This is a genomic window from Malaciobacter canalis, assembly GCF_008000835.1.
Taxonomy (GTDB): domain Bacteria; phylum Campylobacterota; class Campylobacteria; order Campylobacterales; family Arcobacteraceae; genus Malaciobacter; species Malaciobacter canalis.
Map to the genome: position 1 here is coordinate 2384403 of NZ_CP042812.1, position 20647 is coordinate 2405049.

Annotated in this window: 17 protein-coding genes; 12 read left to right on the plus strand and 5 right to left on the minus strand. The window is 28.9% G+C overall.

Annotated elements, in window-relative coordinates; genetic code table 11:
- Positions 1-216: 216 nt before the first annotated feature.
- The 5 genes from ACAN_RS11890 to ACAN_RS11910 all read left to right on the plus strand — a co-directional run bounded on the left by ACAN_RS11890 (position 217) and on the right by ACAN_RS11910 (position 8173).
- Positions 217-999, plus strand: a complete 783-nt coding sequence (locus ACAN_RS11890) for a fumarate reductase cytochrome b subunit (RefSeq protein ID WP_079579936.1) — start codon at positions 217-219, stop codon at positions 997-999.
- Position 1000: 1 nt separating this feature from the next.
- Positions 1001-2986 (plus strand): fumarate reductase flavoprotein subunit, encoded by a 1986-nt coding sequence (locus ACAN_RS11895; RefSeq protein ID WP_099333601.1) that lies wholly within the window; start codon positions 1001-1003, stop codon positions 2984-2986.
- Positions 2986-3717, plus strand: coding sequence for a fumarate reductase iron-sulfur subunit (locus tag ACAN_RS11900; protein WP_079579934.1), 732 nt, complete (start codon positions 2986-2988; stop codon positions 3715-3717). Before ACAN_RS11895 ends, ACAN_RS11900 begins: the two co-directional genes overlap by 1 nt.
- Before the next feature lie 113 nt (positions 3718-3830).
- Positions 3831-6155: a dynamin family protein gene (locus ACAN_RS11905; protein WP_099333602.1), complete on the plus strand. Its 2325-nt coding sequence runs from the start codon at positions 3831-3833 to the stop codon at positions 6153-6155.
- Positions 6152-8173 carry a dynamin family protein gene (locus tag ACAN_RS11910; RefSeq protein ID WP_099333603.1) on the plus strand — a complete coding sequence of 674 codons (2022 nt, stop codon included), beginning with the start codon at positions 6152-6154 and terminating at the stop codon, positions 8171-8173. The genes ACAN_RS11905 and ACAN_RS11910 overlap by 4 nt, the downstream gene beginning before the upstream one ends.
- A 21-nt stretch (positions 8174-8194) precedes the next feature.
- On the opposite strand, the gene ACAN_RS11915 is transcribed toward ACAN_RS11910, so the two are convergent.
- The 3 genes from ACAN_RS11915 to ACAN_RS11925 all read right to left on the minus strand — a co-directional run bounded on the left by ACAN_RS11915 (position 8195) and on the right by ACAN_RS11925 (position 10388).
- Positions 8195-9349 carry a glycerate kinase gene (locus ACAN_RS11915; protein ID WP_099333604.1) on the minus strand — a complete coding sequence of 385 codons (1155 nt, stop codon included), beginning with the start codon at positions 9347-9349 and terminating at the stop codon, positions 8195-8197.
- Between the two features lie 8 nt (positions 9350-9357).
- The gene (locus ACAN_RS11920; RefSeq protein ID WP_099333605.1) at positions 9358-9882 is read right to left on the minus strand and encodes a GNAT family N-acetyltransferase; all 525 of its coding nucleotides are present in this window, start codon (positions 9880-9882) and stop codon (positions 9358-9360) included.
- 71 nt (positions 9883-9953) lie between these two features.
- Positions 9954-10388 carry a hypothetical protein gene (locus ACAN_RS11925; RefSeq protein ID WP_099333606.1) on the minus strand — a complete coding sequence of 145 codons (435 nt, stop codon included), beginning with the start codon at positions 10386-10388 and terminating at the stop codon, positions 9954-9956.
- Between the two features lie 197 nt (positions 10389-10585).
- Here ACAN_RS11925 and ACAN_RS11930 point away from each other — a divergent pair, with 197 nt between their 5' ends.
- A complete protein-coding gene (locus tag ACAN_RS11930) occupies positions 10586-11962 on the plus strand; it encodes a chloride channel protein (protein WP_079579928.1) in 1377 nt (458 codons plus the stop codon).
- Positions 11963-11974: 12 nt separating this feature from the next.
- On the opposite strand, the gene ACAN_RS11935 is transcribed toward ACAN_RS11930, so the two are convergent.
- Entirely contained in the window at positions 11975-13540 is a 1566-nt protein-coding gene (locus ACAN_RS11935; protein ID WP_099333607.1) for a nitrite/sulfite reductase, read from the minus strand.
- Positions 13541-14023: 483 nt separating this feature from the next.
- Here ACAN_RS11935 and ACAN_RS11940 point away from each other — a divergent pair, with 483 nt between their 5' ends.
- The 6 genes from ACAN_RS11940 (at position 14024) to ACAN_RS11965 (ending at position 20221) form a co-directional block, all read left to right on the plus strand.
- Entirely contained in the window at positions 14024-15694 is a 1671-nt protein-coding gene (locus ACAN_RS11940; protein WP_099333608.1) for an acetolactate synthase large subunit, read from the plus strand.
- On the plus strand, positions 15687-17081 hold the full coding sequence (locus tag ACAN_RS11945; protein WP_079577938.1) for an aldehyde dehydrogenase family protein: 1395 nt from the start codon (positions 15687-15689) through the stop codon (positions 17079-17081). Before ACAN_RS11940 ends, ACAN_RS11945 begins: the two co-directional genes overlap by 8 nt.
- Positions 17082-17196: 115 nt before the next feature.
- The gene (locus tag ACAN_RS11950; protein ID WP_099333609.1) at positions 17197-17391 is read left to right on the plus strand and encodes a DUF1653 domain-containing protein; all 195 of its coding nucleotides are present in this window, start codon (positions 17197-17199) and stop codon (positions 17389-17391) included.
- A 54-nt stretch (positions 17392-17445) separates the two neighbouring features.
- Complete coding sequence (gene sucC / locus ACAN_RS11955) at positions 17446-18612, plus strand: ADP-forming succinate--CoA ligase subunit beta (RefSeq protein ID WP_099333610.1); 1167 nt, start codon at positions 17446-17448, stop codon at positions 18610-18612.
- A 2-nt stretch (positions 18613-18614) separates the two neighbouring features.
- Positions 18615-19487 carry a succinate--CoA ligase subunit alpha gene (gene sucD, locus ACAN_RS11960; protein WP_099333611.1) on the plus strand — a complete coding sequence of 291 codons (873 nt, stop codon included), beginning with the start codon at positions 18615-18617 and terminating at the stop codon, positions 19485-19487.
- On the plus strand, positions 19484-20221 hold the full coding sequence (locus tag ACAN_RS11965) for a phytanoyl-CoA dioxygenase family protein (protein ID WP_079577942.1): 738 nt from the start codon (positions 19484-19486) through the stop codon (positions 20219-20221). Before sucD ends, ACAN_RS11965 begins: the two co-directional genes overlap by 4 nt.
- A 13-nt stretch (positions 20222-20234) precedes the next feature.
- On the opposite strand, the gene ACAN_RS11970 is transcribed toward ACAN_RS11965, so the two are convergent.
- The gene (locus tag ACAN_RS11970; RefSeq protein ID WP_079577943.1) at positions 20235-20600 is read right to left on the minus strand and encodes an acyl-CoA thioesterase; all 366 of its coding nucleotides are present in this window, start codon (positions 20598-20600) and stop codon (positions 20235-20237) included.
- Positions 20601-20647: the final 47 nt, after the last annotated feature.

Here is a 20647-nt window from a genome sequence, read left to right on the forward strand (position 1 = left end):
ATTATGTAACAATCAACGTATAATATTTTATTTTTTCTTATCAAATACACTATCTAAAAAAGCCCTAGAAATAGGGCTTTTTTTATTTATCTTACTTTTTTATGCACAATATTTGTACAAGCTTATTATTTCTTTTTATAATGATTTTTGAAGAAGATTTTTGCTATTATCTCTTTACGTTAAAAACATTAGTAATATCACTAGAAAGGATGTAAAATGAGTGACCTAATTGAAGGTTATATTGGTACTACAACTGAAAGAAAAAAGAGTAGGCTTCCTGCAAGGCTTGATTATATTCAAAGTGCAACGGGTTTATTTTTAGCTCTTTTTATGTGGGCTCACATGCTATTAGTATCTTCGATATTAGTTAGTAAAGACTTTATGTATAGTGTAACAAAAGCATTAGAGGGAAGTTTCATAATTGAAGGAGGACATCCCCTGTTTGTATCTGCAGCTGTTGCAGTTATTTTTGTTATATTTATTGTTCATGCTGCTTTGGGTATGAGAAAGTTACCTGGTAATTTTAAACAGTATCAAGTAGTAAAAGCACATGCAAAAAGTATGGGTCATGATGATACAAAATTATGGTTTATACAAGCATTTACTGGTTTTGCAATGTTCTTTTTGGGTTCTGTACACTTATATATCATGTTAAGTAATCCAGGAGAAATTGGGCCTTATGCTTCTTCTGATAGAGTTGTTAGTGATTGGATGTGGCCTTTATACATCCTTTTATTACTAGCTGTTGAATTTCATGGAACAATTGGTCTTTATAGACTATGTGTAAAATGGGGTTGGTTTGATGGGAACAATCCAAGAGAGACTAGAAAAACTCTTAAAAAAGTTAAATGGGCATTAACTGTATTTTTTCTTGTATTAGGTTTTGCTACATTAGCAGCATACATGAAAATAGGTCTTGAGCACAAAGCTAATTATGGTGAAAGATATGTGCCAACAGCAAAAATAATGAAAATTGACAATACTGGGAGGCTAGCATAATATGAAAATTAATTACTGTGATGCATTAGTAATAGGTGGAGGACTAGCAGGACTTAGAGCGTCTGTTGCCGCACAAAAAAAAGGGCTTAGTACAATTGTTTTATCATTAGTTCCTGTAAAAAGATCACATAGTGCTGCCGCACAAGGTGGTATGCAAGCTTCTTTAGGTAACTCAAAGATGTCTGATGGAGATAATGAAGATTTACACTTTGCAGATACTGTAAAAGGTAGTGACTGGGGATGTGACCAAGAAGTTGCAAGAATGTTTGTTCACACTGCACCAAAAGCTATTAGAGAATTAGCTGGTTGGGGTGTACCTTGGACTAGAGTTAGAGCAGGTTCAAGAGAAGCAGTTATCAATGCTAAAAAAACTACTATAACAGAAGATGAAGATAGACATGGTCTTATTACATCAAGAGACTTTGGTGGAACAAAAAAATGGAGAACGTGTTATACAGCAGATGCAACTGGACATACTATGTTATTTGGTGTTGCAAATGAAGCTTTAAAACATGAAGTTGATATAAGAGATAGAAAAGAAGCTATTTCTATTATTCATGAAGATGGTAGATGTTATGGAGCAGTTGTAAGAGATTTAATTACGGGTGAATTAGAAGCTTACGTTGCAAAAGGAACATGTATCGCAACTGGTGGATATGGAAGAGTATTTAAACAAACTACAAATGCTGTAATTTGTGAGGGTATAGGTGCAGCTATTGCACTTGAAACTGGTATTGCACCACTTTCTAATATGGAAGCTGTACAATTCCACCCTACTCCAATTGTTCCATCTGGAATTTTATTAACAGAAGGTTGTAGAGGTGATGGAGGTATCTTAAGAGATGTTGACGGTCACAGATTTATGCCTGATTATGAGCCAGAGAAAAAAGAGCTTGCTTCAAGAGATGTTGTATCAAGAAGAATGATTGAGCATATTAGAAATGGTAAAGGTGTACCATCACCTTATGGTTTCCATGTATGGTTAGATATCTCTATTTTAGGTAGAGAGCATATTGAGAAAAACTTAAGAGATGTACAAGAGATTTGTCAAATCTTTAATGGGATTGATCCAGCTGATGAGGGCAAAAAAGGATGGGCTCCTGTTTTACCAATGCAACACTATTCAATGGGTGGTATTAGAACTAAACCAACTGGTGAATCAACAAGATTAAAAGGTCTATTTGCTTGTGGTGAAGCTGCTTGTTGGGATATGCATGGATTTAATAGACTTGGAGGAAACTCTGTATCAGAAACTGTTGTTGCAGGTATGATTATTGGAAACTACTTTGCAGATTTTTGTAAAGAGAATGACGTTACAATTCCAACTGCTACAATTCAAAAGTTTGTGGATAAAGAAGATGCATACTTAGATGAATTATTAGCTTTAAATGGTAGTGAAGATATTTTTAAAATTAAAAATAGAATGAAAGATATCATGGATGAAAAAGTTGGTATTTTTAGAGATGGTCCACACTTAGAAGAGGCTGTTGAAGAGTTAAAAGAGTTATTAGAAAAAACAAAAAACATAACTGTAAAATCTAAAGAAAGAGCAGGAAACCCTGAACTTGAAGAAGCTTATAGAGTTCCAAAAATGTTAAAAATTGCGCTTTGTGTAGCTAAGGGTGCAAGAGATAGAACAGAATCAAGAGGGGCACACTATAGAGAAGATTATCTAAAAAGAGATGATGAAAACTGGTTAAACAGAACTTTATGTACATGGCCAAATCCAGATGATATTGAACCAAAACTTGAATATGCACCACTTGATGTTATGAAAATGGAAATGCCACCAGCATTTAGAGGTTATGGTGCTAAGGGTATGATTATTGAAAATGAACTATCTGCAAAAAGACAAGAAGAAGTTGACTCTATTAGAGAAAAACTTGAAGCTGAGGGCAAAGATAGACATGAGATTCAAGATGCCTTAATGCCATTTGAATTACCAATGAATTACAAAGAGAAAAATGAAAGAGTAGGAGACAAGTAATGAGTGTAGAAAAAGGTAGAGAAATAACTATATCAGTTCTTAAATTCAATCCTAGAAGTAAGGTTTCAAAACCTCACTTTGTAGATTATAAACTTGAAGAGACTCCTGGAATGACTCTTTTTATTGCATTAAATTATATTAGAGAGAATTTTGATGCTGATTTATCTTTTGACTTTGTTTGTAGAGCAGGTATTTGTGGTTCTTGTGGAATGGTTGTAAATGGTAAACCAGCACTAGCTTGTAGAACACTTACATCAAGTTATCCAGAAGGAAAATTAAAATTAATGCCAATGCCTGCATTTGAACTTATCAAAGATTTATCTGTTAATACAGGTAAATGGATGGATAAGATGTCAAAAAGAGTTGAATCATGGATTCATACAAATGAAAAACCAGATATTTCAAAACTTGAAGAAAGAGTTGATCCAGATGTAGCAGATGAAACTTTCGAACTTGATAGATGTATTGAGTGTGGTATTTGTGTTGCTTCTTGTGGTACTATATTAATGAGACCAGATTTTGTTGGTCCAGTTGGGTTAAATAGAGTAGCAAGATTTGAAGTTGATCCACATGATAATAGAACAACTGAAGATTTTTATGAATTAGTTGGTGATGATGATGGTATTTTTGGATGTATGTCATTAATGGCATGCGAAGACCATTGTCCAAAACATTTACCATTACAAAATAAAATTGCTTATTTAAGAAGAAAATTAGTTTCAATTAAATAAAACTTCTTTAATACGAAAAGAATTAACCTCCCTTTTCGTATTAAAACAATATAAAAAGATAATTACCAATTTTGGTAATTATCTTTTTATATTTAATGCTATATGGAGGCATAATGAACCTAGCAAATGACTACTTTTTACTTTATCATGGAATTTTAATAAAAAAAGAGATTTCATATAAAATTATAAAGTCAGATACAAATGAATTCTTTGAAATAGTTGCATTAATTTTAAGTGCAAATAGAAAAAATTATGAAAAATACTTACCTTTAAACTCTTTTAACTCTTTATGTAAAAAAATAACTAGTAAAACACCAAATAATGTAAATGAACTTTATCAACTTCAATATAATCTAATAGAAGAGATTATAAATCATGAAAATAATAATATATCAATATTGCACAATGCATTTGAATATCTAAAAAATGAAAAGATAATTACTACTTCTGATAATGAAAAACTGATTTCTTTATTTGATCCTAGTGAAATTAATAAAAAAGAGATAAACTCTGATATTTTTATAGATGATAATTTAAACTTTAATGAACATAAAGCTGAAATATCAAAAATCATAGAAGAATTAAAAGAGATATTTAATAAACAAGATTTAAAACAAGAGCTTGAAGATACAGTAAATTACATAAATTCTCAAAAATTCTCAATTGGAATAACTGGTGTTATGAATGCTGGTAAATCTACAATGCTTAATGCACTTATGGGTAAAGAGATATTAGGAAGTGCTGTTGTTCCTGAAACTGCAAACTTAACAATTGTAAAATATGATAAAAATCCATCTGCAAATGTATTTTATTGGAATAAAGAAGAGTGGAATAAAATAGAAAATAGTGCCAATGAAATAGAATCAATTAAAGATTTTGTAGATGAGACTAAATCATTGTTTAAAGATGAGTTAGATAATTATATAAAAGATGAAACAAGAAGTGATAAGGTTGATATTGAGAATCTAGCTTCTTTCACATCAGCAGAAGCTAGTGGAAAAAGATGTAATTTAGTTAAATATGTAGAATTAAAATCAGATTTAGATTTTTTAAAAGATGGTATAGAAATAGTTGATACTCCAGGACTTGATGATCCGGTTATTCAAAGAGAAGAGATAACAAAAGAGTACTTATCAAACTGTGATATGATGCTACACTTAATGAATGTAAGTCAAAGTGCAACTTTAAAAGATGTAGAGTTTATTGTGGATGCATTACTATATCAAAATATTTCAAAACTATTAATAGTAATCACAAGAGCAGATACAGTATCAAAAGAAGAGTTAGAAGAAGTAATAAACTACACAAAAACTTCAATTAAAAGACAACTTCATAATTTAAATAAAGATAGTCAACTAGACTATATTTTAAAAACTATCAAATTTATTCCAATTTCTGGGAAAATGGCTTTACTTCATAGAACAGGAAAAGAAAAAGAGGCACTAGAAGCTGGATTTAAACTTGAAGATACAGGTATTGTGGAAATTGAAAACTATCTTTTTGAATCACTATTTGGAAAAAATAGTTCAAAAACAGAACTTATTATTAAAGGTGCTAAATCACAATTGATAAAAGCAATTGATAAACAATATTCAGCATTAAATTATGAATTAAGATTATTAGCAAAATCAAAAGATGAATTAGAAGCAGAATTAAAAGAGTTCAATAAAAAGAAATCTGCAAATGAAAAAATCTTTCAAGCAATGCAAGAAGATATAACTTATTATAAAAGTGATGCAAAGAATTATATAGAATCATTAGAAGCATTTTTAAGTACAGAATTAATAGACTTACAAAATATTATCAGACAAAGAGTCGTTAGTGATGTAAAATATACATTTGAAAAAGAGAAGAAAAAACCTCTACAAAGTAGAATAGTAAATATCATTCAAACAGCATTAAAAGATGGAATAATTGATGTAGTAAGGGATTATAGATATAAATTTATAAAAAAATCTCAAAATATTGGTGAAATTTGTGAGCAAAAATATCATGATTTTGGTTTTTCATTAAAGCATGACAATGATAATTTTGATGCAAGAGGTTTTTTTCAACAAGACTTTAAAAGTGGATTTTTAACTTCTTCAAATGATATATTAATTCTAAAAATTACTAATTTAGTTTCTAAAGCAAAAGTATCAAAAATACAAAGTTTAGATTTACAAATTCAAAAAGTTTTAGAAGAAGAGTTTATAGGTATTGAAAAAAGTATTAAAACTAAAGCAAAAGAGGTTTCAGAACAACTAATTGATACATTTTTTGATACATTAAATGCACCACTTAAGAGTTTTGAGACTAAATTATTAACTAATGAACAAATATTAAAAGAACAGATTAATTCATTTAAAGAAAATGATAAAAATAAAGATAAAATTTCAATCGAAATTCATAAAAATTTAAAAAGATTAGAAACAATAAAAAAAGGTTGTAAAAAATGAAGTTATTACAACAATTTGTAATAGAGTATAAAGACGCTTACATAAAAAAAGATGTAGTTTATGAAAATAGTATAGAAGGAGAAATAAGAAAAGTAAAGGATTTACTTTTAGATGATGATTTTTTACCATCAGTTCAATTAAAATCAATTTTAGATAAATTTATTAGAAGAGCAAGATATCCAATGGAAGTTGCAATAACAGGACAATTTTCAGCTGGAAAATCAACTTTTTTAAATGCTTTATTATCAAGAAATATTCTTCCAACAGGAATAACACCTGTTACATCAAAAGTTAATTTTATAAATTATGGTGAAGAGTACAAATTAAAAATCACTTACAAATCAGGAGCAGAAGAGTATTATAGTATAGATGCAATTGCAGATTTTACAGACCAAAGAAAAGAAGAGCTTGAAGAAGTAAAATATTTAACACTATATGCTCCAATGGATATTTTAAAAGATATATCTTTTGTTGATACTCCTGGACTTAACTCACAAAGCCAAGGTGATACAGAAACAACTAGAAGAGTATTAAGAGATGTTGGAGGAATAATTTGGCTTACTCTTATTGATAATGCAGGAAAAATGAGTGAAGCAGAAGTTTTAGAAGAGTATATGCAACACTTTAAAAATAAATCTTTATGCGTACTAAATCAAAAAGACAAATTTACAGATGAACAAATCCAAACAACAACAAAATATATCAAAAATAGATTTAATAAATATTTTGCTGAAGTTATTCCAATATCTGCAAAACAAGCACTTGATTCAAGAAAACATCAAAAAAATATTTTACTTGAAAGTGCATATGAAGAAGTAACTAAAGAGTTTAAAAATAAATTAAATGAAAATTTAGAAGTTAGCTCTCTTGACTTTTTTTCTCAAAACTTTGAAAAATTTAAAGACAAAGTAAATAAGATTCAAGAAAAAGATACTTCACTTGATATGAAACAACTTGAAGAGTCAAATATAAATTCAGTTTTAGAGTTTATTGATAATACTATTAGACCACAAGCTAAAGAATCAAAAGAGTTTGCTATAAAAAAAGATTTAAGAAATGTTTGTGATATTTTAATCAAAGAGTATGAAACAATCATTGGAACTTATGATTCTTTAATAGATATTTTAAAATCAACTCAAGAACAAATAATTGAAGCGTTTGATAGTATATACAAGAAGTATTCTAAAGATTTATTTAACATCTATACTTCTTTAGAATCTATTATGGATAAAATTGCAAACGAAACTTTTAAAAATGTAAAAAAAATCACAGATTACAGATATCAAGAAAATAAAGGTGGTTTTTTATCATCAAAAAAAATAGAAAAAGTAGAGTTTACTAGCTACTGGATAGATAGTGATAATGTATATAAAAATTTATTTTATGATGACCAAACAGTAGATAAAATGTTTAAACGCTCAATTAAGATGCTAAAAAATAATGAATTACAAACAGATGAAGCTTTTAGAGATGTTTATAGGATATTAAAATCAGAAATTCATAAATGGCAAGAAGCATATGAGAAAATCAAAAAACATAGAGAAATTGCATCAGATTTAGAGTTTTCAAATACTAGACACTTTGCTGCAAAAGTATATGAAAATGTATTATCTGATTATCATAGAACCATATTAGAGAATATTTCTGCTCTTAGAAAAAAGTTTGCTTACTTTAATGGAGCTTTGTCATACTCTTATATACAAACAACTCAAGCAACTATAGCACACTTTGAACAACAAATACAAGAATCAGAAGAGTTACACAAAAAAGAACCTACAAAATTCAATGTAGTTCATCCAAGAGAAGATGAAATACTTACAAAATTAAAAGTTAATTTTGGATTTGAAAAAATTGAAGATTTTCTAACATCAAAAAGAAACTATTTATTTAAAATTATAAAATACTCTAAACAACAATATTTAGAGATAAATGAAGATAGAATAAAATTTGTTGAATCAAAAAAAGATATATATAATAATAAGATTAAAAAACTACAAGATATAAAAAAGAGTATTTAACTCCTTTTTTATATCTACATTTTAAAATGACTTATTTTGTCCTAAAGCTATCATATTAGCAATTGAATAAGCTGTTGCAGTTAAATTCTCATCTGCTTGTTTTAATAAATCTTCTAAAGGTTTTGAAATAGGTGTTATATCAAAGATTGCAGTTGCTCCATGGGCATATAACTTTTCATATCCCTCGTCCAAACCACCTGCTATAATTATTACAGGTTTGTCATACTTTACAGCTAGTTTTAAAACTCCTGTTATAGTTTTTCCATAAATAGTCTGCTCATCAACTCTACCCTCACCTGTAATTATTAAATCTGCATTCTTAACTTTCTCTTCAAAATTTATTAACTTAATTACAGTATCAATTCCACTTTTAAACCTTGCATTTAAAAATGTATTTAGTGCAAAGCCAACTCCACCAGCAGCTCCAGCTCCTTGTTCATCTTTTGTTTTCTTTGCTAATTTTTTCTCACAAATTTTTGAAAATTTAAATATACTCTCTTCTAGAAATTCTATATGCTTTGAAGTTGCTCCTTTTTGTTTTCCAAATATATGAGTAGCTCCATTTTTACCACACAAAGGATTAGTAACATCACTAGCAATTACTATTTCAATATCTTTAAAAGCACTCAGTGCACTAATATCAAAATTTTCAATTTTAAAAATATCTTTTGCAGTCAATATTTTACTAGCAGATATCTCTTCATTATGCTTATCATAAAACTTTACACCTAATGCTTGAAGCATTCCAATTCCAACATCATTTGTAGCACTTCCGCCAATTGCTAAAATAAGTTTTTTTGCTCCATTGTTTATTGAATCTGCAATTAATTGCCCAAAACCAAAACTTGTAGAATTAATAATATCTCTTTTCTCTTTTTTTACAATTTCTAATCCACTTGCTTGTGCCATCTCTATAACAGCAGTTTTTTCATCTATAAAAGCATATTTTGCTGTGATTTTTTCATCAATTGGGTTTAATACTTCAATCTCTTTTTCTTGACAATTCAATGTTTGTGTACAGATAGATTCTAATGTCCCCTCTCCTCCATCTGCTAAAAAGAATTTTTGGTATTTTGCATCATCAAAAACTTTTGAAAAACCCTTTTGTATTGAATTGGCAACTTGCATTGAACTTAAAGAGTCCTTGAATGAATCACTTGCAATCAATATGTTCATAATATCTCCTAATAAATTGCAAGACTTTCTTGCATTAATTTATGAAGTTTACTATACTCTTCATTATTGATTGCTTTTTCATAAGATAATAGAGTTAATATAATTGATTTATCATCTTTTTTTAAAGGTATTTGATAATGTTCATAGTTATTTTCAACAAAATTAGCTCTTTTATAAAAATCCAACCTCTTTTTTGTCTGTTCATCACATACAGGCTCAATCTCTAAAACTACATTTTTCTTATCTTTCAAAAATTCATTTAATATTTTCGTCCCATAAGATTGTCCTCTACACTTTGGATGAACAGCAAAATGTTCTATAAAATAAAATTCACCAAGTTTCCAATAAAACAACAATGCAATTAATTGCTTTTTACTATCTAAATAGCATAATGCAGTATAATTTTGATTTTTAAGTATTTTTTCTTGTACAGATAATTCTCGCTTTTCATTTGAGGGAAAAGAGCCTTCATAAAGGCTCCATGTAGCTTTGAAAAGCTCAGTTTCAATAGATTCTAGTTTTATTTCTTGCATAAATATTCCTAAGTAAATTATATATGTAAATTTACTCTAAATAATCTTAGAATATCCATATGCTAATGATTTTAGTTATTGTTTAAAAATCTCCATCTTGTAGGTTTTTTAAGCTTTATCACTTCTCTTACTTTTTGGTAGTAAGTTACATTTTTAAAGCCCAACTCTTTTAAAGCTCTTTTGTATCTATATTTTACATTTTCCCAATTTATAGACTCTTCTTCTTTACATATTTGATTTTCAATCCACTTAACTTCTGTGTCTAAGTCTAAAATTTTACTGTTTACAGATTTTGGATAGTCACTATCAAAAGATACTTCAAAGAAAATTTTATTATTATTTTTGTTTACCCAAACAATATCATCTTTTGTTAATAGATTTTCTACTTTATAAAATAGGTCTTCATCTTTTTGTAATATATCTATAACATCATCCATATTATCTGTAATATTTGTTATTCTACTTGAAACTATAACTTCAGAAATTTCTTTCGCTAAATTCTCCACTCTTACCCTTTGTTTTAGTAATTACATATATTATAGCAAAATTTAAGGATTTTTGTGATTGATTTTTGTTTTTTTTTGTTTTTTCAAAACAAAGTCCCTAAATATAGGCACAAAATATTAAAATTTTTCTTTTTTCTAATCTTAAATTCATATTAAATTAGTTAGAATTAAAAGAAAACCAATTATTAAGTACTTTCATGAAAAAACATATTATAGAACAATCAGTTATATTTTTTAGTGTTACAAAATGGGTTTTATTATCATCTTTTGTAGGTGTAACAATTGGCTTTATTATTGCATTTTTTTTAAATACTATTCACCAAGCAGAAGTAAGTAGAGATTTTCTTCCTTTTGATTATTATTATTTATTACCTTTTGCTTTGATGCTTAGTGTTTACCTTGTTAGAAAATTTGCTCCAAATGCAAAAGGACATGGAACAGAAAAAGTAATAGAAGCTGTACATAAAAGAGATGGTAAAATTGAAGTTGCGGTTATTCCTGTAAAACTACTTGCAACATTAATAACTCTTTTTGCTGGTGGTTCAGCTGGAAAAGAAGGTCCTGGTGCACAAATTGGTGCAGGGAGTGCTTCTTTTTTATCTGACCTTTTTAAATTTTCAAAAAAAGATAGAAAAAAACTTGTTATTTGTGGTATTAGTGCAGGCTTTGCTTCTGTATTTGGAACTCCGATTTCAGGAGCAATTTTTGGAGTTGAAGTATTAATTGTAGGTATCATTATGTATGATGTACTTCTTCCTTCATTTATCTCTGGCTTTGCTGCATATACAACTGCAAAAATGCTTGGAGTAAACTATACATATTTTAATTTACATTTTTCCCAAGCAATTCCTATAGATTTAACTTTAGTTTTTCAAGTTATAATTGCTGGATTATTTTTTGGTATTGTTTCTGATTTTTTAATTACAGCTTTTAAAAAATCTGAATACTATATAAAAAGAATTGATATAAATATTTACACAAAAGCTTTTTTAGGTGGATTAATCTTAGTAATTTTATCTTTTTTTGTAGGAGATAGATATTTTGGATTAGGTCTTGATACTATATCTGATGTTCTTTATTCAGATCCAAGTATAGCAGAAGATGTCCCATGGTATGCATTCATTATGAAAACCATTTTCACCTCCATAACACTGTCTGCTGGTGGTAGTGGAGGAGTTATTACTCCTATATTTTATATTGGAGCTACAAGTGGACACTTTTTGGGTGGACTTTTTGGAGATAATCTTGCATTATTTGCAGCTTTAGGATTTACAAGTGTATTAGCAGGCGCAGCTAATGCTCCAATTGCAGCTACTATTATGGCAGTTGAACTCTTTGGAGTTGAAATAGCGCATTATGCAGCAATAAGTGCTGTTATTAGTTTTTTAATTACAGGTCATAGAAGTATATTTTTCTCACAAATATTAAAAATGAAAAAGTCCGATATGTTAAGTATTGAATTTGGAAAAGATTTTGATAACAATGATATAGACTTATCTTCAAAAAGTAAAGAAAAAATTGTAAAGATGAGAAGAAGACTTAAAAATATAATAAGACATACAAAAGAGGATTAACTCTTTTGTATCTTAACTACTTAAATCGATTTTTGTTAAATACTCTTTAAAACTTTTACTATTTAAGTTATCTTTTTTATAATCATTAATTAGTTTTTCAATAAAACTTGGAACTTCATCTGCTGGTATTTTCAATTTTGAAGATTGAGCAAATTTACTCTTTATTGTTCCTTGTAAATGTCCTCCTAATTGAATATCATAAGCTTCAACTCTTTGACCATCAACTCTTGTTTTACAACCTATTAATCCAATATCAGAAATTTGAGAATGAGAACATGCATTTCCACAACCTGATACTGATATTTTAATGTACTCATCAAAATCACTACATTTATCTTCAAGATATTTTATCAATGAATTTGTATAGTTTTTTGTTTCGGTAATTCCAAACTTACAAAACTCTTTTCCAGTACAACTTTGTATTATACCTCTAAATGTATTTGGTTTATAAGGATATCCTAAAGCATCAAATTCATCAGCTAACTGCTTTGCAAACTCATTTTTTACACCATACACAATAAAGTTTTGTCTAGTTGTAAGTCTTATTCCTTTTGCATCATATTTTTCTAAAATAGTAGCAAACTTTTCAAAATCATCACCTGGAACTCTTCCTGCTATTGTTGCAAATCCAATAAAACTTTCACCATCAATTTTAGATTTATTTATTCCAAAATGATTTCTTTTTTCAATTGGCGTAATTTCTGGTTCTTCTAATCCAATTTGAAGTTTATATCCAATTTTATTTTCAATTTCATCTACAAACTTTTCAACGCCCCAATCATTAATTAGGTGTCTAACTCTTGCTTTATTTCTATTATGTCTATTCCCATTATCCCTAAAAATTTCTGCAACTGCAATAGCTATATCTTTTATTTGCTCTTTTTTAACATATCTATTTGCTCTATATGCAATTTGTTTTGATTTTGATAATCCTCCACCAATTGTCATATCAAATAGTACTTCATTCTCTACTTTAAAAGCTGTAAATGCAAGATCTTGTATTTCATGTCCACAACAATGACATGAACAGCCACTAACTGATAGTTTATATTTTCTAGGGAAGTTACAAAATTGATCTTCATTTGTATCAAAATATGTATCAATCTCTTTTACTATTTTTGTCACATCAAAAATTTCATTTTGGTCTAATCCACTAACAGGACATGTAACAATTGGTCTTGGTCCATCACCTGAAGCCATTCTTGATGTTAATCCAACAGACTCTAACATATTAAATATTTCTGGTAAATCTTTTATTTGTATATAATGAAACTGCACATTTTCTCTTGTTGTAAAATCAACTAAACCTTGTGCATATTTTTTTCCTATTTTAGCCATTACTTTTAATTGCTCAAGGTTCATAGAAGCATCAACTAATTTTACTCTTTTCATAAAATATTTTTTATCTTCTAAATTATCATGATTTATATGAGGATACATTCCATACCACTTAAGCAAACCAATATAATCTTCACTTAAAGGTACTCCTTCATTAGCTTCTTTATAAATATCATCTATAACCCTCAAGGGATTTCTAGATGCTTTTAATTGTTCAAGTTTTGATAGTTCTTTTTCCATTTTAAATCCTATTTAATTACTACTTTTTACTATTTTACATTAATACTTATATATTTTATATAAAATAAATTTATTTTTATTATAAGTAATTAGTATTATAAAAAAATTTTACTTATACTAAAGAAACAACACTATTTAATAAAATCGTAAATTAAGTGAATTTAAAAAAATTTATATATATAAAAAACAATTTTATTTTCATATATTGTATAAAAAAGTAACAATTGCTTTTTTTTTCTATATATAAAGAGCAAAAGATCGGTTTTACGGGCTATTGGTAACTTTTAATGCATATATTATGTTATAATAAGAGATTATTGTATATTTTTTATATAGTAATTACTACATTTATGACTAAAAAATAGTCATTTGCATTCAAATAGTATTACGAATATAAAGTATATTATAAGTTTAATTTCAATTTAAAACTTTTTGTGGGAAACTAACACAAATTAAATTTTAAATCAATAATTTGGAGATAAGATGAAAGCATCTGATTTATTTATCAAGGCTTTAGAAAACGAAGGTGTAGAATATATTTTTGGTATTCCTGGGGAAGAGAACTTAGACTTACTTGAGTCACTAAGGCAATCACCAATAAAACTAATACTAACAAGACATGAACAAGGTGCAGGTTTTATGGCAGCTACTTATGGAAGGTTGACAGGAAAAGTTGGTGTATGTTTATCAACTTTAGGCCCTGGTGCAACTAACTTTGCAACTAGTGCTGCTTATGCACAACTTGGTGGTATGCCAATGATGATGATCACTGGCCAAAAACCAATCAAGAAATCAAAACAAGGTAGATTCCAAATCATAGATATTGTTGATATGATGAGACCTATGACTAAATATGCAAAACAAGTTGTAAATGGAAATAATATCTCTTCAATGGTAAGAGATGCATTTAAAATTGCAACTGCTGAAAGACCAGGAGCTGTACATATTGAACTTCCTGAAGATATCGCTGAAGAAGAGACTACTGATACTGTATATCCAGTAAGAGAAGTAAGATATCCAAGAGCAGATAAAACTGCTATTTTAGACGCTGTTAGAATGATTGAACAAGCAAAAAGTCCTTTAATTTTAATTGGAGCGGGTGCAAATAGAAATAGAATTGGCAATGCCTTAACTGAATTAGTTAATGATACTGGTATTCCATTTTTTACTACACAAATGGGTAAAGGTGTAGTTGATGATAATCATAAATTATGTTTAGGAACAGCTGCATTATCTGATGATGATTTTATACATGGAGCAATAGTTAAAGCTGATTTAATTATCAATGTAGGTCATGATGTTATTGAAAAGCCACCTTTTTTCATGCATGAAGGTCCAGAAGCAACAAAAGTTATTCACTTTAACTTTTTCCCATCAGAAGTTGATCCAACATATTTCCCTCACTTAGATGTAATTGGTGATATTGCTGGAAGTATTGAGTACTTAAATAGAGCTTTATCTCCACAAGCACATTGGGATTTTGACTTTTATAAATTAATAATAAAAACAATAAACAAAAGATTAACTAAATATTTTGGTGATATGAGATTCCCAATATTACCACAAAGAGCTGTTAAAACAATCAGAGATATTTTAGATCCTGAAGATATAGTAACATTAGATAATGGTGTTTATAAAATATGGTTTGCTAGAAACTATAAATGTGCTAGACCAAATACTCTATTATTAGATAATGCACTTGCAACTATGGGTGCAGGTCTTCCATCAGCAATGGCAGCTAAAATGGTAAATCCAGATAAAAAAGTTGTTGCAGTTTGTGGTGATGGTGGATTTATGATGAACTCTCAAGAAATTGAGACAGCTGTAAGATTAGGATTAGATTTAACTGTTATAATATTAAACGATAATGCATATGGAATGATTAAGTGGAAACAAACAGGTATGGGATTTGACACTTATGGTTTAGATTACAACAATCCAGACTTTGTAAAATATGCAGATGCTTATGGTGCAATAGGTCATAGACCTCAATCTTGTGAAGAGTTTACAGAAACTTTAGATAAATGTGTTAATTCTAAAGGTGTTCATATAATCGACTTAGCTGTTGATTACTCTTTAAATCACGCAATTTTAAATGACCTTGTAAAAAATGCAGAAACATTACTAGAAGAAGAAGGAGTAGATAATGAGTAAAACAATAGAAGTTACATCACCATTTGATGGTAAAGTAGTAGGAGAAGTTCCATTTAGTACAACACAAGAAGTGCAAGCAGCTATTGATTTAGCAGAAAAAACTTTTTTAGACCACAAAAATGCTTTACCAAAATTTAAAAGAATTGAAATTTTAGAAAATGTAATGAAAATTATGTCTTCACAAGTAGAAGAGTTAACAAAACTTTGTGCTAGTGAGGGTGGTAAACCTTACATGGATTCTAAAGTTGAAGTAAATAGAGCAATCAATGGTGTACAACTTGCTATTGAACACTTAGGTGCTTTTGAAGGTAAAGAAATAGCTATGGGTCATACTGCATCTAGTGCAAATAGAATGGCTTATACATTTAAAGAACCAATTGGGGTAGTTGCTGCAATTTCAGCTTTTAATCACCCTTTTAACTTAGCAGTACACCAAGTAATTCCTGCAATTGCTGTTGGTTGTCCTGTAATTATTAAACCAGCAACTCAAACTCCAATGAGTGCTATTAAATTAGTAGAGATTTTAGAAGAAGCTGGACTTCCTAAAGGTTGGGCGCAAGCTGTAGTTTGTGGAAGAGATGCTGGTGAACTACTTGCAACATCTCCTAAAGTTGACTTCTTAACATTTATTGGTTCAGGTGCTGTTGGTTGGTACTTAAACTCAAAAGTATCAAATGGAACAAGAGTTGCACTAGAACATGGTGGTGTTGCACCTGTAATTGTTGAGCCAGATGCAGATATTGATGCAATGATTCCTGATTTAGGAAAAGGTGGTTTTTATCACGCTGGACAAGTTTGTGTATCAGTTCAAAGAGTTTATGTTCATGAATCAATTTGTGATGAAGTAGCTACAAAACTAACAAACTATGCTTCAAACTTAGTTGTTGGAGATCAAATGGATCCAAAAACAGAAGTTGGTCCACTAATTAATAATAATGAAGTAGATAGAGTTGAAGAGTGGGTTAACGAAGCAGTACAAAAAGGTGGAAAAATTTTAACTGGTGGAAAAAGAATTTCAGCTTCTTGCTATGAACCAACAGTTATTTTAAATCCAGCTGATGATGCACTTGTTTCTACAAAAGAAGTATTTGGACCTGTTGTAATCATTTACTCTTATTCAGATATTGATGAAGCAATCAATAGAGCTAATGGGCTTGAAGTATCTTTCCAAGCTGCTGTATTTACTAAAAATATTGACACAGCTTTAAATGCTGTTAAAAGATTAAATGGTACTGCTGTAATGGTAAATGACCATACTGCATTTAGAGTTGATTGGATGCCATTTGGTGGAGCAAAAGCCTCAGGACTTGGTCTTGGAGGAATTCACCACTCTATGGAAGAGATGTCAAACGAAAAAATGATGGTTATTAAATCACCAGTATTATAATTTAAAAGACACAAAGTACTCCTTTGTGTCTTTTTATCTACTAAACAAATTATCTGTCTTGCTTTAGATACTTCATCTAGATAGTTATTAATCTTTTTTTTGTTATTATTAGCAAATGAAAGAGAAAAATCTAAAGTTATATCACGAATATACACACTATAAAAATCTTATGACCTACATACCAATAAATTATTGCAAAATTCAAAAAGATGATATTTGGGTTGATGCTGTAATTTATGAAGCTGATGATAAAAGTCTATATGTAAGAAGTACTCAAGAGTTTATAGAAAAATTTAATTTAAAGAAATAGCTTTACTTAAAAGTATGTGATTTATATACTTTAAAATTATGGAGTAAAATAATAATGAATTTACATGAATATCAAGCAAAAAATCTATTCAAAAAATATGGTATCCCTACAACAAAAGGAAAGTTACTTACTCACTCTTCACAATTAGATGATATATTAGATACATTAGGTGAAGAGAACTTAGTAATTAAAGCACAAGTTCATGCAGGGGGAAGAGGAAAAGCTGGTGGAGTTGTTTTAACAAAAAATAAAAAAGAAGCAAAAGAAGTAACAAATAGACTACTTGGAAGTAGATTAGTAACTTATCAAACATCAAAAGAGGGTCAACCTGTAAACTCACTATATATTGAAAAACCTTGCGAATTTGACAAGCAACTATATTTAGCTTTTCTTGTAGATAGAAGCAGCCAAAGAATAACTATTATGACTTCAAGTGAGGGTGGAGTAGAAATAGAAGAAGTAGCAAAAAATGACCCTAAAAAAATTAAAAAAAATAAAATAAACCCAGTTGTTGGAATCATGCCTTATCAATGTAGAGAGATTGCATTTGATTTAGGATTAGATGATCATCAAGTAAAACAAATGATTCCTTTATTACAAAACATGTATAAAATGTTTTTGGAAAATGACTTATCATTAATTGAAGTAAATCCATTAGTTATTACAAAACAAGGAGATTTAGTATGTTTAGATGGAAAAATCCAAGTTGATAATTCTGCACTATTTAGACACAAAAAACTAAATGAAATTAGAGATGAAACACAAGAAGATGCAAGGGAATTACAAGCTGAAAAAATGCAGTTAAATTATGTTTCATTAGATGGGGATATTGGTTGTATGGTAAATGGAGCAGGACTTGCTATGGCAACAATGGATTTGATTAAAACATATGGAGGCGAGCCTGCAAACTTCTTAGATGTTGGTGGAAGTACAAATGAACAAAGAGTTATTGAAGCTTTTAGAATTATTTTATCAGATAAGAAAGTAAATGGAATACTTATAAATATTTTTGGTGGAATTGTAAGATGTGATGTAATAGCAAATGGGATAATTGCAGCAGTTGAAAAAATGAATATGAATATTCCATTAGTAGTTAGACTTGAGGGAACAAATGCAAAAGAAGGCTTAGAACTAATTAGAAATTCTGGATTAAATATAAAAGAAGAGCAAGATTTAGATAAAGCAACTAAAAAAATAATAGAATTAACAAAAGGGAATTAATAATGTCTATCTTACTTGATAAAAATACAAAAATAATGTGTCAAGGTATGACTGGAACACAAGGTACTTTTCATACTCAAAAAGCACTTGAATATGGTACAAATATGGTTTGTGGTGTTGTTCCTAAAAAAAGAGGTTTAACACACCTTGGACTTCCTATGTATAATAGTGTTAGATGTGGGATTGATTTGACAGGAGCTAATGCAAGTATTATTTATGTTCCTGCTCCATTTTGTAAAGATTCAATTATTGAAGCTGCTGAAAATGGAATCGAACTAATTGTTTGTATAACAGAGGGTGTTCCTATAAAAGATATGCTTGAAGCAAAAGCAGCAGTTGATGCAAATGGTGCAAGATTAATTGGTCCAAATTGTCCAGGTGTTATAACTCCTGGAATTGGTAAAATGGGAATTATGCCAGCTCAAATTCATGAAGTTGGAAGTGTAGGAATTGTATCAAGATCAGGTACACTAACTTATGAAGCAGTAAATCAATCAACACTTGCAGGACTTGGACAAAGTACTTGTGTAGGTATTGGAGGTGATCCAATTCCTGGAAGTGATTTTATTGATATGCTTAAACTTTTCCAAGAAGATGAACAAACAAAATCAATTGTAATGATTGGTGAAATTGGTGGAACAAAAGAAGAACAAGCAGCTGAATATATAAAAAAACATATTACTAAACCTATTGTTTCTTATATAGCTGGTGTTACTGCACCAAAAGGAAAAAGAATGGGTCATGCAGGAGCAATCATTGATGGGGGAAGTGGAAAAGCCCAAGATAAGTACAAAGCTTTAGAAGCAGCAGGTGTTACAACCGTAAAAACAATTACACATATAAAAGATGCACTATTAGAAGTAAATAAAAAATGAAACTAACAAATGAACAAATAGAAGAGTTTAATGAAAATGGTTTTTTACTAATTAGAAATTTTGCAAGTGAAGAACTTTGTAATAAAATCTTAGAAAAAGCAAATTATCATTTGGATAATAAAATCCAGCCAATTGAAAGTGAACAAGAGTATTTAAAAATTGATGAAGAAAATATTACTGTTAGAAGATTAAGACAAGTTTATGATAGAGAAGATGTTTTTAAAGAGTGGATGACAAATGCTAAAATAAGACCTATTTTAAAGCAACTTTTAAATGATACGCCTGTTTTAACCCTTGCACATCATAATTCAATTATGACAAAAATGCCAAAAGATAGTTCAAGAACAACTTGGCATCAAGATAGAAGGTATTGGAACTTTGAGAATGATGACTTAATTAGTATTTGGCTAAGTTTAGATAATGAGTATTTAGACAATGGCTTATTAGAGTTTATTCCAAAATCTCATAAATTAAATTTAAAAAAAGAACAATTTGATGAAAGAATAAATTTCAAAGATGATATAAAAGAGAATAAAGAGCTAATTAATAATGCTGTTCATTACAATCTAAATAAAGGGGATATTGTTTTATTTCATTGTAAAACATTACATCATGCACATAAAAATAATACACAAAAACCTAAAATATCATTTGTATATACAGTAAAAGCAAAATCAAATAATTTTATTAAAAATACTAGAAGTGATTTTAAAGAAGTAGTTTTAGAAGATTAAAGAGATTTTCTCTTTAATCAGGTTCAGGAAGACCATGTGGCGTTGGTTGTTTATTATAATCAAGTGCAACCATAACAACCTCTTCTACATTTACAATAACCTTATCTGTAGTTTTATTTCTAAGCTCACACCTAACTGTAATTGAAGTTCTACCTGTTTTTACAAGTTCTGTTCCAATAACTAAGATATCACCAATATTTGCTGGGTTTTTAAATCTAACCTCACTCATTTTTACTAAAGCAAGTCTTGTAGTTCCAAGTTTATTCGCTGCAAAGATGATAACTTCTTCATCAATCCATGCTAAAGCTTGTCCTCCAAATAAAATTCCCGCTGCATTTAAATGAGGATACATAACTAATCTTTGTGTTCCATATTCCATATTTATTTAACCTCTTTTTTTATTGCGTATTTATATCAATTATATAG